Source organism: Alteromonas sp. ABM1_013 (assembly GCF_056160505.1).
In genome coordinates this window covers 751,098-768,656 of sequence record NZ_JBSWXH010000002.1, presented here as the reverse complement: position 1 = coordinate 768,656, position 17,559 = coordinate 751,098, and the positions used below count along the sequence as shown (strand labels likewise).

Genomic DNA, 17,559 nt, shown 5'->3' with positions numbered 1-17,559 from the left:
CCTAAATTGAATGACTTCTTTATGGCAAAACCAACATCTCCGTTGAGCGAACAACACGTAATTGATGCAACGCTTAAGTGGGTTGATGATATTGTGATAAAACACAATTTTTGCCCCTTTGCGCGCTATGTAAGAACGCCAAATCAAATTCGTTGTATAGTAATAGCGGGGGATGCAGGGGACGTTATCCAATCTTTGTACGATGAACTTCGCCATTTGGAAGAGAATGAGAGCACCGCTACCACGTTAATTGCACTGACACATCCAACCCTTGATGATTTTGATGAGTATCTTGATGTGCTAGCTATTGGCGATAATATGCTGCATGACTGGGGGTACAGCGGTACCTATCAACTCGCGAGCTTTCACCCTGACTATGTGTTTGACGGTAGCGATTCTAACGATGCTGAAAACTACACGAACCGTTCCCCCTACCCGCTTTTACATTTAATTCGCGAAGCAGACATTACTCGCTATATGAAAAAAGAAGAGGATGCGGAAAAGATATTCAGTCATAACATTGATAAGGCGCGAGCACTAGGCTGCCCTTATTTTAAGAACGCATTGGAAGCAATGAAAAAAGATAAGCCTGCGCAGTAAAACACAAGTGTTTTTATTTGATCTGCTATGCACACAAGTTTTGTAAACTGGTGTTAGAAAAAGTCCTAGTGCAATAACTGTTCAGGCCCAAAATGTTGGATTAATCCAGGGAACCCAAATAAACATCCCATTCGTGAACCGAAAAAATGCTGTATTTGGTTCAAGTTTTCACTTGCACTGTTACATTACCTGTTAAGTATGAGAGTAATATGACAGCAAAAATTATTTTCAATTAGGTTAAAGCAGACCCGTGACTCCCCCAACTTCATTTACCGTATCGACAATCGCAACTATCGCTACGCCTTTTAAACAAAAGTTTGCCATCCCAAGGCAACCTAATTTAGCAAAAGCTCATGGAGTAATTGCGTTTGAAGAAGGGTTTAACGATATTCACATGCTAAAGGGGATAGAAAGTTATAGTCATCTGTGGCTGCTTTTTATCTTTCATCAAAATATTGAGCGCGGTTGGAAAAATACAGTAAAGGCGCCTCGGCTAGGCGGCAATGCCACTATGGGTGTATTAGCGACTCGCAGCACACATCGACCGAACAGCATTGGCATGTCTGTTGTTAAAAATAAAGGGCTAGTGCACGATAACGGCAAAACGCATTTACTTGTAGAAGGCGTGGATTTAGTAGACGGTACGCCACTTGTCGATATTAAACCTTACATCGGTTACGCAGATAGTGTTCCAAACGCGAGCGATAAGCTTGACGAAATCAGCCCCATTCCCCAACGCCACGTAGCGTTCTTAGATACGCTAAAGCCAACGCTTTCTGAAATAGACAAAAAGCACAGCGACTTTACCGCTTTAGTTACAGCAGTACTGGCGCAAGACCCACGCCCAGCGTATAAACAAAAACTGGATAACGACGAGAAAACCTATCGCGTTACCCTGTACAATATTGATGTAGGTTTTAAAGTGAAAAATAATGTCGTTTGGGTTACTGAGCTCGTTCATTTAGGATAATTGCACTTTTAGTGTCAACAGTCTGTGGCGAAATGGCTCACAGTTAATTAGAATACCGCCAAACGTGTGATGGTCACTCTTTAGTTAACGCATTTAGCAATAATTTCGTAAATTACATAATGTGTACAACTTATTGCAGAAGGCCAGCACACAAACAGTCTTAATACATTGAAAACAGGATACCTGCTTTACATGCGCACTAGTCAATATTTGCTTGCCACGCAGAAAGAAACACCTGCTGATGCAGAGGTTATCAGCCACCAGCTAATGCTGAGAGCTGGTATGATCAGAAAGCTTGCCTCAGGTCTTTACACGTGGCTGCCGTCAGGTCTTCGTGTACTTAATAAAGTAGCCAATATTGTTCGTGAAGAAATGAACAAAGCAGGCGCAATTGAAGTGCTTATGCCCGTTGTTCAGCCTGCTGACCTGTGGGAAGAGTCAGGGCGCTGGGAAGAATACGGCCCGGAACTGCTTCGCGTTAAAGACCGCCATCAGCGCGACTTTGTATTAGGCCCTACTCACGAAGAAGTGGTTACAGCCCTTGTGCGCAATGAAATAAGCAGCTACAAGCAGCTTCCACTGAACCTGTATCAAATCCAGACTAAATTCCGCGACGAAGTTCGTCCTCGTTTTGGCATTATGCGCGGTCGTGAATTTACCATGAAGGATGCATACAGCTTTCACTTAGAAGATAGCTGTTTAGAAGAAACGTATCAAAAGATGTACGATGCTTACTGCAACATCTTCTCGCGCATGGGTCTTGATTTCAGAGCAGTAATTGCTGATTCAGGCTCAATCGGTGGGAATCATTCTCATGAGTTTCATGTGCTAGCTGACTCTGGTGAAGACGCCATTGCATTCTCATCAGGCAGCGACTACGCGGCTAACGTTGAAATGGCCGCCGCTGTGGCGCCAGAAAAAGCACAAGCAACCGGTGCAGCGGTAGAAACTAAAGATGCCAAAGGCAAAGACTTCGAAAAAATACTAAAAAGTATCGATGCCGATTTAACCAATGCCGTGAAAGTTGTTGTGGTAAAAGCGGCGAACGCTGCGGATGACAAAGGCGAAGAAGTACACGCAGACAACTGGGTTGCATTAGTACTACGCGCTGACCACGAACTAAATGATGTTAAAGCAGAGAAAATTGAAGGTGTTGCTACCCCGCTGGTTGAAGCGTCATTCGACAAAGCGAAAGAAGTGCTTGGTGTAGTACCCTATTTTGCAGACGCAACTAACCTTCCAATCCCAGCTTACGTGGATGCGAGTGCTGCAGCGCTAGCAGATTTTACAACAGGCGCTGGCGCTGGCGGCAAAATGAACATCAACGTAAATTGGTCTGATGATATTTCTGGGGTAGATATTCGCAATGTCGTCGCTGGCGATGCGGCTCCTGACGGTAAAGGCACACTTGATATTAAGCGCGGTATCGAAGTGGGTCATATCTTCCAACTTGGCAGCAAATATTCAGAAGCTATGAATTGCGGTGTGCTTAGTGAATCAGGTAAGCACCAGACGCTTACTATGGGCTGTTACGGTATTGGTGTATCACGTATTGTTGCTGCAGCTATCGAGCAAAATCACGATAAATTTGGCATAAAGTGGCCAGATCCTATTGCACCGTTTAAAATTGCATTAATACCAATGAATATGCACAAGTCTCACCGCATTAAAGAAGCTGCAGAAGCGCTTTACGAAGAGCTTGTTGCCCTTGGCGTAGAAGTGCTGTTTGACGACAGGAAAGAGCGCCCGGGTGTAATGTTCAATGACATGGAATTAATTGGCATACCTCACAGCATTGTCATTGGTGAAAGAAATCTGGATAATCAACAGGTTGAATATAAAAATAGACGTACTGGCGAGAAACAGTTATTAGATCTCAGCGCAGCAAAAGATTTTGTAGCCGCTCTCTAAAACCTGAACTTGCCCATTAGATAAGTAGATGAGGGCGTATGCGGTTAACTTTTTATGGCGTAAGAGGGTCAATACCCACTCCGGGGGCAGCTTACGTTCGTTATGGTGGCAACACCGCATGCGTTCACATTGAGCTCGAGGATGGTACTGATATCATCTTCGACTCAGGCACAGGTATCCGTTTGCTTGGCGATCGGTTAATTAAGAAAACAACGCCAATTCACCTTTTGTTAAGTCACAACCATTGGGACCATATTCAAGGATTTCCTTTTTTTGCGCCCATTTACCAAGAATCGCGTGAAATAAACATTTATCCAGGCCTTACCCAGCTCAACGAGCCAGATCAAATTTTAAGGCAAATGGAAGGGTCATTATTCCCCGTCCCAAAAAGCGCGTTAAAGTCCTCCATAAGCCTTATTGAGTATCCTGTAACAGAGAATACCTTTACCATTGGAAGTGCGACTATTACTCGCTTGGCCATGAATCACCCTGGCAGTGGAAGCGCCTACTGCATTGAAGCTGACGGTGCTAAGGTCGTTTACATTACTGATAACGAGCTCTACCCTCCTTACAAAAAAGAAACAGATTTTATCGACTTTGCTAAATTTGCACAGGGTGCAGACCTTCTTATTCATGATGCACAGTACATGCTATCTGACATGCCGGCAAAAAATGGCTGGGGTCATTCGGTTGCAGAGGAAGCGGTAAAACTGGCTATGGCCAGCCATGTAAAACAATTAGCGTTATATAGTCATGATCCAGAACGCACTGATGACGATATAGATGATGTCGTAACCCACTGTAATGACTATGTCACAGTGGCAGAGTCTACTTTACACGTATTTGCATCTTCAGAAGGCCAAACGCTGGACTTCAGTTAAGCATAATAACAACCCCTTGCAACGGAGAATTAAAGGTGTCTGTGTTTAAGCCTTTTGTATTTATGGCAGCGTTTGCTGCTTGTACACCTGTGTACGCACAACAATCACAAGAAGTGATGAGCGAACAAACTTCAGAACTCGACAATAGTGAACAGCTAGACACTGTTAAAGACGAGAACGGTCAAACTTCGCAAGATGAAAGCGGAATTGAAGTGATTGATATCATTAAACGTGATACCACCACAGAGAGTGCGCTAGACAATCGCTTAGAAGGTGATAAAGAAGCGCTAGACAATGTTTTTGCTATTACCCAGCACAGACAAAACTATATACTTCCTATCACTTATGTTTCTAACCCTAATACATTCGGTGATGAAGAATTAACGGAAGAAAACATAGACAATAAAGAGGCTAAGTTTCAGGTAAGTGCCAAGCTACCACTGTACTTAGAAGATACTGGCTTCGACGGACTGTATTTTGGATTTACGTTAACCTCTTTCTGGCAGCTTTATAACAATGAAGCATCGAAGCCCTTCCGCGAAACCAATTACGAACCGGAAGTCTTTTGGCAAGAAACGGCTGATTATTCGGTACTTGGCTACAAATTCAATACCTTCCAAGTCGGTTTTAATCATATGTCGAATGGACAAAGCGGCCTTCGCTCTCGAAGCTGGAATCGTCTTTTCGCATCAATAGTATTCAGTGACAACGACGATATTTACTACTTTAAGACTTGGTATCGTATTCCTGAAGATGAAAAAGCAGACCCGCTTGACCCGACAGGGGACGATAACCCGGATATTCAAGACTACTACGGCAGAATGGAATTTGGTTACGGCAGAAAAATTGGGGCTTTCAAAGTGCTTGCGCTGCTGAGAAACAACCTGGATTTTGACGAAAACAGAGGCAGCATTCAGCTAGACTTCACCTACCCTATTTCGGATCGCTATGAATTACTGCTGCAGTACTTCAACGGCTATGGTGACTCTCTCATCGACTATAACCGTTCACAGGAACGCATTGGCCTCGGTTTTCAGCTGCACTTTTTGTAAATCAGATACTCATGCTTAATAAAAAAGCGCGCACTGCGAACATCCCGTTTGAGCGCGCTTTTTAAAATTGCCACTCGCCGCAGCTAATCAATTACACCTGCAGCACGATAAAGCTGGATATGCACATCCACCAGCGCAGCAATATCCCTCTGATACCCTCCACCAATGACCGCAGCGATCGGAATGCCTAAACGATCAGCTAACGCAAAGACTTTCTTATCCCTTTCATAAACACCTTGAGTAGATATATGTAAGTGTCCTAGATCGTCGTTTACGTGCACATCAACGCCGGCGTCATAGATGATGGCGTCGGGTTGAAACTGTCTCAACACCATGATTAGCGCTTGTTCAAGCGTAGTAAGATACTCATCGTCTTCGGCGCCCTTTTCAAGCCCTATATCAATGTCGGAACGCTGCTTTCTGTGCGGGAAGTTTTTTTCACCGTGAATTGATAAGGTGAAGATATCTCGGTCATTCTCAGCAAGTTTGGCTGTACCATCGCCTTGATGCACGTCTAGGTCGACAATGAGTACATTTTCAATAGAAGGGGTTTGCTGCATAGTTTTTGCCGCTAAATACAAATCGTTGAACAAACAAAAACCAGAACCAAAGTCCGAAAATGCATGATGATACCCACCTGTTAAATTCAAGGCTTTGCCATGCTCTAACGCAAGGCTTGCTGTTAAACAAGTGCCAGCAACGGCTGTTCGGGTACGTTCAATTAACTGCTGTGACCAAGGAAAGCCTATACGGCGCATGGCTTTTTTATCTAGTGCGCCGGAAGTGAGCGCATCGACATAGTCCGAGTTGTAATAGGTCGTAAGAAAGGATAAATCGACAGGTGACGGAGTAATAAAGCGCGCTTTATCGACACCGCGTTTTACAAGTTCATCTCGAATACCCACATATTTTTCGATAGGAAAGCGGTGTCGCTCGGGAAGATCTAATTGGCTATAAATAGGGTGAAATACGAGTGGTGGTGTCATTATTATCTGTACTAGTTTATGGGAGCATGAAATCGGTATCAGCAAAAAGAAAAGGAGCGCGACTTGTTTATGCACTCCTTTATTCATGTTTCACGTTATACCAATCCGAATAGATAATTGCTCGCTGAGTAGGTTATTATCTTTGTGGACTAGTACTAATACTGACAAAGCCCAGTTACCGGGTCAAACTGTTAACCACCTTTTCAACGTTTTCTGACATACTTTTCATTGAACGAGACATGTCATCACGCTGCGCAAGCTGGTGATATTTTTCTGATGACGTCACTACATTGCTTATAATCAGTTCAACCTGCTGAAGCACCGCTTCTTGCTCGTCTGCTGCTTCGTTAAGCGCTACCACTACGCTGGCGGTTTCTTGAATATCTCTCACCACATTATTGAGGGTTTCAAGAGCCGTAGCTGCCTCTGCTGCGTTGGTATCAGATAGCTGCTTGCCAGAGGACATAGCAGCAACTGCACCTTTTGCTTCCGCTTCAAAACTGCTCAAGATATCGTTAATTTCTTTTGTAGACTGTTGTGTTTTAGCCGCAAGAGCCCGAACTTCATCGGCCACTACCGCAAAACCACGGCCATGTTCGCCTGCCCTAGCGGCCTCAATTGCTGCATTTAAAGCTAACAGGTTTGTCTGGTCAGCTATTTCATTAATGACATTGACCACTTTTAGAATATTGGTACTGCGGCTTTGCAGTTCTGACACAATATTACTAGATTCCGTTACCGTTTTAGCTAGCTGCTTAAAGCCAGCATTAGCGCTTTCAAACGTGGCATAGCAACTCGCCACGTTCTTTTCAGAATTATTTGTAGCTACAGCAACTTGGTCAGTAATAGCCACTAAATTTTGCACAATCTCTTTGAGTTTATCTGTGCTGCTATCAAGCGAACGCGACGCATCGCGCTGTCCATTGGCGCCCTCCATGATAGATTGGCCAACATTACCAAGGGTGCCAAACGCCTTTTCCATTTCTCGCTCTGCCTGTTGAAGCTGTGCAACAGAATCTTTCAGCTTGTATTGCAACGCGCGAGCGGAATCAGCCAACATACCTAGTTCGTGGTCACTTGAATATGTTAAGTCATAGTCATAACGGCTATTGGCCAAGTTCGATATGCACGCAGCAACCTGTTTTGTTGGTTTGATCACTTGAGAGCGTAAGCGAGCAACAACATATACAACGGAAAGCACAGACAATGCGATAGCCGCCAACAGAATAACCCAAAGCATAGTTCGCGTATTCGCTTTAAGCTCTGCTATTGCATTGGCAGAATCTGCAGCAATTTCTGATGCAATGCTTGATAAAAGTTTAGCGGGCTCCCTATCAATACCGCGCACAAAGCTATCGCCAACTTTAGGGTCAAAGCCTGAGTTAACAAATGCGTTGTAGCCTTCTCGATATTTTTCGGCCATCACGGCATGCGCTTTTTTAAATTGTCTGATATCAGACTTCACGCTATCACTTACCACATCACTTGATAGCATTAGGTCGAACTGCCGAGTAATATCAGCTTCACGCTGCTTGAATCGTTTCCAGTATTTTTCTCTATCTTCTTTTTTGTGTCCGCGCAGCAAGACGTTCTTCCATTCTTGAACTTGTGTTTTGAACGTACTAAGCGTTGTATTGACGTCTCGCTCAGCTTGAACCAGCGTATTCTCTAGCTCATCAAATGCGCTAAGCAAAGAAAATGACTTTAAAATTGAAGCACCATTGAGTAATACAAGAATGAAAAGACTGGCGAGAACGGGCGTCATCACCAAACGACTGATGCTTGTGTAATTGAACACGGCTTAACCTTTAGTATAATGTTGAAGGAGGACGCCGCCATTAGATGATATTTTTATTACGATAAAGTTACGTTTTAAGTATGATAATACATACGGTAGTGATAACATTAATACCACAACTAATAACTAATTTCTTTTTCGTTTAGCCCTAGGTGAGCCTTCGCTTTACTGATGCCTTTGAAATGCTTTCCTTCATTCAACGCCAACTCAAAAAGAGTCTCGGCTCCCGTCGCCCCAGCGTCTCTATAAACGAGACCCATTCTATAAAATGTAGGGGCAGTATGCTTATTTCCCGTTTTCTTCAAAAGAAGGCTATAATATTTTAAAGCACTTTCTATCTCGCCTTTTTTGTAATGTGCCCACCCAAGGGTATCTAACAATATAGGGTATTTATCAAAATTATCCTTCTCTTCCATTGCTAAATCGATAGCTTTGTCGTGCTTGTTCAAAAACTCCGAATGAATCGCTGAGAGCTGATTTAAAATCAAAACATCTGAACTCAGGCTATAAGCCTCATTTAACACATCCAATGCTTGTTCAATTTTATCCAGCTTCAAATATATATTTGATAGTTGAAGTTTCCAGTCCACTCGCACGTTATCGTGTGCAACTAAGCGCTCATATTGGCTTTTCGCACTTTGAAAATCATTTTCTCGATAAGCTATCTCAGCAAGCTCTATTTTTGCTGATATTGCTATATCATCACCTGCATTAATAATGTTTTCATAAATCAATTTGGCAGAATCATCTCGACCTTTTTTTATAAAGCTTCTTGCATAAACCAATTGCTGTAAGCTCGAAAGTTTGCCTGGAGAGCTTTCTACTTGCTTTATAACTTGATCGTAGTAACCAAGCCTATAAAGCATGCTTATTTCGACTAAATCTAAAGACAAAAGACTAGATAAATTTTCTTTTACATAGGGCAAGTCGGGAAAGTAGGTCGCAGCCGATGAAATAAAAGGAGCCTCGGAATTGTGTGAAAGTGCCAGCCTCAACAGGTTAAAAATAGGGTCTTGCTTTACGTTTTCACTTTTTATCAACGAAAGCTGTGTTTTTCTGTTTTTATCAGGACTATTCAATATTAGTCCAACATATGCATCTGCGGAGGATGAATCAATTGCTATAGCTTTCGTGAAGTAACTAATGGACGCTTGCTTATCTTGCTCAATTTGTCCTATTACACCTAAGTTTAAATTGGCTAAAAAGTCGTTTTCATTTACTTCAAGTAATGAAGCATACATTCTTTTAGCATGGTCAATTTTATTAAGAGCAATATAAACAGATGATAATAACTGTAAAACTTTTGAATCATGAGAAAAATTCTTTTTCAGGGCTTCAAGTACGCTTCTAGCTTTTTCGTACTCACCTAAAATAACTAAAGCCCTCGAAAGCGATACAGCTATATCCCTGTTGGAGGCTTCATTAAGTAATGCTTTTGATAGAACACGCTCTGCTTGTAGCATGTGTCCTTGCCCCATGTATATTAAACCTAGGTTGTGCAAGGTGTTCGGCGTTAACTTACTTTCATCGATAAGCTGAATAGTTTGAAGCGCATAAAAATATCGCCGTTGGCTGAAATATACATTAAACACCGTTTCGGTTAGCCAATATTTGATATTTTCTTCGTCTTTTGGTAAATCTTTTAAATATTCTTGTACCTTTAAATAATCATTGGTCCCAATATAAGCTAACGCAATTAAGAGATTTGACAAGTAATCGTGAGGCGTTGTGTATGTCAGGCGCTTTGCTGCTGTTAAAGCCTCTTCAAACCTCTCTTTTTCCAACAGGGCAAGCGTCATACGATAGCGAGGCAGCTTACTTAAACGCTCAAACTCTTTTCTCTGTTCATCATAAACAAGATCCGACACCTGAATTGGTGCTGCGATTGCCCCTTTTGAAAATAAAAAGAATACTAAACAAAAAACAAAACTTAGTTTCATAATCCCTCCCTAGAATGAACTGACTTAAGATGACAAAAGCCAGTTCAACCAATATTTAACCCAAAAATTTTTACGCTATTTTTCTTTGCGTCCTCTTCTTAAAAACATGCACATAGATACGCCGAAAAGAGCAATTACCGGAGGAGCTGTAACTGGTGTACTGTCTGGAGGAGGAGCATTGAAGCCTGCTTCACCACTGACATAAAATCCAGCAAAAAAGATATTGTCATCCTGAGAAGCGTTTACAGTATCAACAACAATACTTGTATCCCCATCATCAATAAAAGTAGTAAGGTCGTAGTATTCTGAGTCATCTGAATAGCTAGGATTACCACTAAAAATCGAGTCCTCGAACCCTCCCACGGTTATAAGGTTCCCATTTGACAATGATGCGTCCGCCGAGTCGTCGTTGTTTCCAGCATTTGCTGTTAATAGCTGTCCATTGACGTTTACCGTTGAGCGCTGACTGCAACAGCTAAATGATATACCAAGAGACATTTCTGCAAAAAAACCTGCACTGGTTGGTGCTAACGGACTAGCGAAATTTATAGATGTACTATCACCAGTTACACTTGCAAACCCATCTAACAATCCAACCGAAGCATTTGGGAGCGCAGCGTTTTCATAAACGATAACTAGTGCTTCGCCGTCTATCTGATTTGTAAGTAAACCACTCTCAGAGACTGAAAAATCATATATTCCGCCAGGCCCTGATTCTATTGTGCTTTTTACTATGCTTGTTACATCTGAGCGATAAGACCTTAAATTACAGCACGCTGTCGCATTTGGTACTGCAGGTCCGAACGTTACTGAAGTCCCATCTAATTGAACTGTAGGTATTGCTGAGGAGGTGTTGGTCGCTGAGTATAAATAAGCTGCGAGAACTGTTGAACCAGATGGTACAGATGCTGAGATTATTCCAGACTCAGTGGTAGACCCAAATCCGTCAGTAGACAAGCCTACATTTCCCACAAAACTTTGAAAAGGCGATAATGCAGCCTGAGCGTAGTTTGCAAAAAAAATGATAAAAAAGGCGATAATTGCGCTACTGCTTCGATAAATACTTCCTGAATTATTTTTCATATATTTTCTCCATGAAATAGTAGATTACGAGCAGTGGGTTGATACTGTTTTGCCACAAAGTGAAAACGAACCAACTGTCAATCAAGCGATAGCATAATACATACCTAATCTTTTTTTATACGATAAAACATATACTTACCCAGCTTTAGATTAAATTTTGATCAGCCGTGTAAATTTCTTTGACACTAATACAAAAATGCCAGTCAACGACGCTGACTGGCATAGTATTAGATTTTGAAAAGTATACGATTTAGATACTACTCCCACTCAATCGTAGCAGGCGGTTTACCTGAAATATCGTAAACCACGCGGCTAATACCGTCGATTTCATTGATAATGCGGTTCGACACTTTGCCTAAGAAGTCGTATGGCAAGTGTGCCCAGTGAGCTGTCATAAAGTCGATGGTCTCTACTGCACGAAGGCTTACTACCCAATCATATTTACGCGCATCACCCATTACGCCAACCGAGCGCACCGGAAGAAATACGGTAAACGCTTGGCTTACTTTTTGGTACAAATCAGCTGCATATAGCTCTTCAATAAAGATAGCGTCAGCACGACGTAGTAAGTCGCAATATTCTTTCTTAATTTCACCAAGTACACGAACACCTAGACCCGGTCCAGGGAACGGGTGACGATAAAGCATGTCGTACGGTAAACCTAGTTCTAGGCCGATTTTGCGGACTTCATCTTTAAATAGTTCACGCAGTGGCTCAACAAGACCCAGTTCCATATCTTCAGGAAGACCGCCCACGTTGTGGTGCGACTTAATTACGTGCGCCTTACCGGTTGCAGAGCCTGCTGACTCAATTACGTCAGGGTAGATAGTACCCTGTGCTAGCCATTTAGCGTTCTCGAGCTTGCTCGCCTCTTCATCAAATACGCGAACAAATTCATTACCGATAGCTTTACGCTTAAGCTCAGGGTCTTCAATGCCTTTTAGGCGATCAAGGAAGCGCTCTTCAGCGTCTACACGGATGATGTTTAGGCCAAAATGGTCGCCAAACATTTCCATAACCTGATCAGCTTCATTTAAACGAAGCAGGCCATTGTCCACAAACACACAAGTAAGTTTGTCACCTATCGCGCGGTGAAGCAGCATTGCTGTTACTGAAGAATCTACGCCGCCTGAAAGGCCAAGGATGACTTCTTCATCACCCACTTTCTCTTTTATACGCTCAATGGCATCGTCAATAATGGCGCCAGCTGTCCACAGTTTTTCACACTTGCAGATGTCCATCACAAAGTGAGTTAATAAACGCATGCCTTGGCGTGTGTGAGTCACTTCTGGGTGGAATTGTACGCCGTAGAATTGCTTTTCTTCGTTATACATTGCCGCATGCGGGCAAGAAGCCGTTTGCGCAATGGTTTCAAAACCGTCAGGAATAGCAGCTACTTTATCGCCGTGGCTCATCCATACGTCAAGCAGCGCAGCACCGTTGTCACCTATGGCATCTTCAATTTTATCTAGCAGCGGGCTTGGCTTAATCACTTCTACTTGTGCATAACCAAATTCACGCTTGTCAGAACCCAGTACGCCACCACCTAGCTGTTGTGCCATGGTTTGCATGCCATAGCACACTCCTAGCACTGGCACGCCGGCTTCAAATACGTACTCTGGCGCACGTGGTGAGCCTTCTTCGGTTACTGACTCTGGGCCACCTGACAGAATAATCCCTTGTGGATTAAACTCGCGGATTTGCTCTTCAGTTACATCCCAAGCCCAAAGCTCACAGTAAACGCCAATTTCGCGAACACGACGTGCTATCAACTGCGTGTATTGCGAGCCAAAATCCAAAATAAGTATGCGTTGGTCGTGGATATTTGTGGTCATGTTTTATTTTTACCCGTTAAATAAAAGAACAAAGGCTGGTGTAGTACCAGCCTCGCAGTCGTCGGTCGCCTTAACCTAAACGGTAGTTTGGCGCTTCTTTGGTAATGCTTACATCATGCACGTGACTCTCGCCCATTCCGGCTGAAGTTACGCGCACAAATTGTGCTTTGGTATTCATCTCTTCGATGGTAGCACAGCCTGTTAAGCCCATTGCCGAGCGAAGACCGCCCATTTGCTGGTGTATAATATTCGCAATAGGACCTTTATACGCTACGCGACCTTCAATACCTTCTGGTACTAGTTTTTCCGCGTTGTCAGAGTCTTGGAAGTAACGGTCTGATGAACCGTGGCTTTGATCCATAGCGCCTAGCGAGCCCATGCCGCGATAAGACTTGTAGTAACGACCTTGGAAAAGTTCAACTTCCCCTGGCGCTTCTTCGGTACCCGCTAGCATGCTGCCAACCATTACGCAGCTTGCGCCAGCGGCCAACGCCTTAGCAATGTCACCAGAAAAACGAATACCGCCGTCAGCAATAACAGGGATATCTGTATCTTTTAATGCTTCTACTGCATCTGATACCGCAGTAATTTGAGGCACACCGCATCCGGTTACGATACGGGTAGTACAAATTGAACCAGGGCCAATACCCACTTTAACAGCATCTACGCCGGCATCGGCAAGTGCTTTCGCGCCATCGCCCGTGGCTACGTTACCCGCAATAATTTGTACATCAGGATAGTCCGCACGTACCTTTTTCACGCGATCAATAACGCCTTGTGAGTGACCGTGAGAGGTATCGATAAGTAGAACGTCAACGCCTGCATCTACAAGTAGTGCAATACGTTCGTCAGTGCCAGGGCCAACGCTTACCGCAGCACCAACACGAAGGCGACCAAGCGAGTCTTTACATGCGTTAGGCTTGTTTTCTGCTTTCTGGAAGTCTTTAACGGTGATAAGGCCTGTAAGCTTAAACGCGTCGTCCACTACGAGAATTTTTTCAATGCGGTGTTCGTGCATAAGGTCTAGCACTAGGTCAGAACTTGCGCCTTCTTTAACGGTAACCAGATCATCCTTACCGGTCATCACGTTGCTAATAGGTAGTTCTAGGCGCTTTTCGAAGCGAAGATCACGACCTGTCACAATACCAATAAGATTATTGTCTTTATCTGTTACAGGGAAACCAGAGTAGCCAAGGCGTTTAGAAAGTGAAATAACGTCACCAATAGTTGCGTCTTTGTCTACCGTTACAGGGTCAGATACTACGCCACTTTCGTATTTCTTAACTTCACGTACGTGTTTAGCTTGCTCTTCAGGCTTCATATTTTTGTGAATGAAACCAATACCACCTTCTTGGGCTAGCGCAATAGCTAGACGGGCTTCAGAAACCGTGTCCATGGCAGCTGACACCATTGGAATATTTAACGTTACACCACGGGTTAGACGGGTTTGTAAGTTTGCAGTGTGAGGGAGGACGGTCGAGTGGCCGGGAACCAGCAACACATCGTCGAACGTCAGGGCTTCTTGGATGATACGTAGCATGCAACAACACCTATTCAGTTGAGGGTTAATTGCGGCGCAATTGTAGTGTTTTTTAGTTTTCAGGTAAACTCTAAATGTATTAAACCTAGTGATTTTTTTTATGTTTACAAATTCGCCATCTACGTCTCGACAAATTTTAACAGTTACCAAGCTAAATCGCTTAGCCAGAACCGTATTGGAAGGTGAAATTGGCCTTATCTGGTTGTCTGCTGAAATATCTAATTTCGTTGCGGCAGCATCAGGACATTGGTATTTCACGCTGAAAGACAACAAAGCCCAAGTGCGCGCGGCTATGTTTAAAGGCTCAAATCGCAACGTTCGTATTCGTCCTAAAGAAGGCGATAAAATATTAGTGCGCGCGTCAGTAGGTCTCTACGAAGCACGCGGCGACTATCAACTTGTTGTTGAGCACATGGAAAGCGACGGTGAAGGTGCGCTTAAGCAAGCGTTTGAAGCTTTAAAGTTCAAACTCAATAATGAAGGCTTGTTCGATACGGCTAATAAGCGCCCGTTACCTGAGCGTATTAACCGCATCGGTGTAATAACTTCATCAAGTGGCGCTGCGCTTCACGATGTATTGAGTGTATTAAAACGAAGAAGCCCACAAACCGAAGTCATTGTTTACCCTTCAATGGTACAGGGTGAGACCGCTCCTCAGCAATTAATTAATGCCTTGAGAACGGCTAACAGACGCGCCGAAGTTGATGTACTTTTACTTACACGAGGCGGTGGTTCATTAGAAGACTTATGGTGTTTTAATGATGAGAGCCTAGCAAGAGAAGTTGCCGCCAGTTCCCTACCCATTGTTAGCGCCGTAGGGCACGAAGTAGATTTTACCATTAGTGACTTTGTAGCGGATGTGCGTGCCCCCACCCCTTCTGCTGCAGCCGAGATCTTAAGCCAAGACTCGACAGCTCTTAATCAAACCTTGCGTCAGCAAAAACAACGCTTAGCACGCGCAATACATCAATATCTTCAAGCTAGCAAACAGCAACTCGTTTTAAAGAAACAGCGGTTAAACGCTTTGCACCCGCAGAGCCGTATACAGTCGCAGTGGCAAACGTTAGACCGGCTTCAGCTTCGGTTGACACATAAAATGCAAAGTGATTTGGCAAAAGCAGAAAAGCAACTGCATACGCTAGCGTCTAGATTAAGCCATCAATCACCATCGGCAAGTGTAGCGCGTGCAAAAGATAAACTTAACTACGCGAATACCAAGCTCATCTCAGGAATGAATGCACTTATAAAAAGCAAGAAAAGTGAACTTGGCAGTAAAGTGGGCCTCTTACAATCCGTAAGTCCTCTTTCAACACTAGCCCGTGGTTATAGCATTACGCTTACCGAAAAAGCAGCGATAAATAGCGTGGAAAAAGTTGAAATAGGTGATGAGATAAAAACACGAGTGACTGACGGTGAAATAACCAGTACAGTGACGAACATTCAGCGGCAATAGGCGGCTTTTAATATTATGCCCGTTAGTGCAAAAATCTTTTCATTTTACGCTTTTCAGCTGCGGGCTCGTGTGTTGTTTTGCAAACTATTTCAGGGCGTTGCTAAGCCAGTATCTACGCTGCCTCTTTGCTTATTTATAGCAGTTTATTTTTCTAATCACGCTTGGGCAGCTTCAGTAAACCAAGGCGTTGCTGTTTTCTCTACCTACCCAAGCGAAGATTTACTTGAAACCTGCAATGAACAGCGAGAAACAAATAGCCTCAGACCTAATTTCGTAAGCGACAGCACTTTATGCCAAGAAGATGCTATTTCTCCAGAGAATTTTATCAAAGAGCTCAGCGAAACCAGAAAATTTGACAACCTCTTACCCTACGCTGAGGGGAATGACTACGAACTGCTTATCGCTAACGTCGGTGCTGCGCTGGGTTTGCACAAACAAAATGCGAAACAATTCGCGGAATTTACTCTACAGTGGCGGGGCATTGAAATTGATTCTTCAGCGTTTGATAGCGGTATAGAAACCAGTGATAGCAATGTTATTGAAAAGCAAAGCACCGAAAATGTTGCACGTTTACTGGTATCTCGCTGGCTTGAACACGTAAAGCATAAACAAATATTTACCAGCGAGTTCTTGTTTGATGCCCTTGAAGCAAGTAATTATAGCTCGGCGATGCAAGTTCCGGAAACCGTCGGTGACTTTACTAAACTAGACACACAGCTTTTTTCAGACCCATTTAGCGGTGCAACTACTCGTTATATACACCCAAACTTCGAAGACGCTTTGGTAGACGTGACGGTCTACCCATTTTTGGCGCAGCTTTCTTCAGAGGAAAGCGAGCTATTGCCACAGGAATTAGAAAGCGACTTAAAGAAAGCGTCGGCTACAGCAGAATTACAGCACTTAATTCTATCTGAAGTCAGTCCAGCTTCTCCTTATGCAGTAAACGATAAGCTTTCTGGCTGGAGACTGGGTTTAAGTGCAAATTCAGAAACATCACCAACAATCTTCGCAACTACCTATGTATTCAGACAACAAGACAAGATAGTTAAAGTGTCTACCACCTTCCCTCCTGATTTCTCAGACACTATCGTCAATCAGCTCATCGTTAAGGTTGAAGTACCGCGAGAGTCTGAAATGATGAAAAAGGTTCGCACCCTGCTTTTGGAAGGTCAGCGCTAGGCTTTTTTCACTCTGTTACGTTTAGTAAACGATAAATTCCGTTTTGGTCTTTTTTCCATTTCACTATTAAGGATATAGACTTTTTGCTGTTCCTGAGGTTTGTATCTGTCAAACCAGTTGTATATTTGATTTTTTTGAAGTGGTGCGGTGCTTTTAAATAACTTTTCTACTGACAAAATGACGTCCAAATACAATTAATTACAGTGCGTTTTCCCTAAATCGAATTGCAAATGATTGCAAAAATGACTCCAACACCTACCAACGAAAGAAAACTTCGTTTTTAAAGGGGCGAAGCGTTGTTATGAGAGAAGAAGTGGGACGTTGAATAGTA

The 17,559-nt window shown here is 43.3% G+C and carries 13 protein-coding genes; 7 read left to right on the top strand and 6 right to left on the bottom strand.

What is annotated here, in order from left to right:
* The first annotated feature begins 21 nt into the window (after nucleotides 1-21).
* The 5 genes from ACXAGK_RS07910 to ACXAGK_RS07890 all read left to right on the top strand — a co-directional run bounded on the left by ACXAGK_RS07910 (nucleotide 22) and on the right by ACXAGK_RS07890 (nucleotide 5,414).
* Complete coding sequence (locus tag ACXAGK_RS07910; protein ID WP_474855464.1) at nucleotides 22-600, top strand: DUF1415 domain-containing protein; 579 nt, start codon at nucleotides 22-24, stop codon at nucleotides 598-600.
* 250 nt (nucleotides 601-850) lie between these two features.
* Nucleotides 851-1,570 (top strand): tRNA (N6-threonylcarbamoyladenosine(37)-N6)-methyltransferase TrmO, encoded by a 720-nt coding sequence (tsaA, locus tag ACXAGK_RS07905; RefSeq protein WP_474855462.1) that lies wholly within the window; start codon nucleotides 851-853, stop codon nucleotides 1,568-1,570.
* A gap of 192 nt (nucleotides 1,571-1,762) precedes the next feature.
* On the top strand, nucleotides 1,763-3,481 hold the full coding sequence (locus ACXAGK_RS07900) for a proline--tRNA ligase (RefSeq protein ID WP_474855460.1): 1,719 nt from the start codon (nucleotides 1,763-1,765) through the stop codon (nucleotides 3,479-3,481).
* Between the two features lie 38 nt (nucleotides 3,482-3,519).
* Nucleotides 3,520-4,362, top strand: coding sequence for an MBL fold metallo-hydrolase (locus tag ACXAGK_RS07895; RefSeq protein ID WP_474855458.1), 843 nt, complete (start codon nucleotides 3,520-3,522; stop codon nucleotides 4,360-4,362).
* Nucleotides 4,363-4,397: 35 nt separating this feature from the next.
* A complete protein-coding gene (locus ACXAGK_RS07890; RefSeq protein WP_474855456.1) occupies nucleotides 4,398-5,414 on the top strand; it encodes a phospholipase A in 1,017 nt (338 codons plus the stop codon).
* Nucleotides 5,415-5,497: 83 nt separating this feature from the next.
* On the opposite strand, the gene ACXAGK_RS07885 is transcribed toward ACXAGK_RS07890, so the two are convergent.
* From ACXAGK_RS07885 to guaB, 6 genes are all read right to left on the bottom strand, one after another.
* Nucleotides 5,498-6,400: a histone deacetylase family protein gene (locus ACXAGK_RS07885; protein WP_474855454.1), complete on the bottom strand. Its 903-nt coding sequence runs from the start codon at nucleotides 6,398-6,400 to the stop codon at nucleotides 5,498-5,500.
* A gap of 175 nt (nucleotides 6,401-6,575) precedes the next feature.
* Nucleotides 6,576-8,198: a methyl-accepting chemotaxis protein gene (locus ACXAGK_RS07880; RefSeq protein ID WP_474855452.1), complete on the bottom strand. Its 1,623-nt coding sequence runs from the start codon at nucleotides 8,196-8,198 to the stop codon at nucleotides 6,576-6,578.
* Nucleotides 8,199-8,317: 119 nt separating this feature from the next.
* Nucleotides 8,318-10,138, bottom strand: coding sequence for a tetratricopeptide repeat protein (locus ACXAGK_RS07875; RefSeq protein ID WP_474855450.1), 1,821 nt, complete (start codon nucleotides 10,136-10,138; stop codon nucleotides 8,318-8,320).
* A 75-nt stretch (nucleotides 10,139-10,213) separates the two neighbouring features.
* Nucleotides 10,214-11,221 (bottom strand): hypothetical protein, encoded by a 1,008-nt coding sequence (locus tag ACXAGK_RS07870; RefSeq protein WP_474855448.1) that lies wholly within the window; start codon nucleotides 11,219-11,221, stop codon nucleotides 10,214-10,216.
* Between the two features lie 257 nt (nucleotides 11,222-11,478).
* Entirely contained in the window at nucleotides 11,479-13,056 is a 1,578-nt protein-coding gene (gene guaA / locus ACXAGK_RS07865) for a glutamine-hydrolyzing GMP synthase (RefSeq protein ID WP_474855446.1), read from the bottom strand.
* Between the two features lie 70 nt (nucleotides 13,057-13,126).
* The gene (guaB, locus tag ACXAGK_RS07860; RefSeq protein WP_474855444.1) at nucleotides 13,127-14,596 is read right to left on the bottom strand and encodes an IMP dehydrogenase; all 1,470 of its coding nucleotides are present in this window, start codon (nucleotides 14,594-14,596) and stop codon (nucleotides 13,127-13,129) included.
* A gap of 100 nt (nucleotides 14,597-14,696) precedes the next feature.
* On the opposite strand from guaB, the gene xseA reads away from it, so the two are divergent.
* Together xseA and ACXAGK_RS07850 are read left to right on the top strand one after the other, a co-directional pair.
* Nucleotides 14,697-16,049: an exodeoxyribonuclease VII large subunit gene (gene xseA, locus ACXAGK_RS07855; RefSeq protein WP_474855442.1), complete on the top strand. Its 1,353-nt coding sequence runs from the start codon at nucleotides 14,697-14,699 to the stop codon at nucleotides 16,047-16,049.
* Nucleotides 16,050-16,064: 15 nt separating this feature from the next.
* Nucleotides 16,065-17,228 (top strand): hypothetical protein, encoded by a 1,164-nt coding sequence (locus ACXAGK_RS07850; RefSeq protein ID WP_474855440.1) that lies wholly within the window; start codon nucleotides 16,065-16,067, stop codon nucleotides 17,226-17,228.
* Nucleotides 17,229-17,559: the final 331 nt, after the last annotated feature.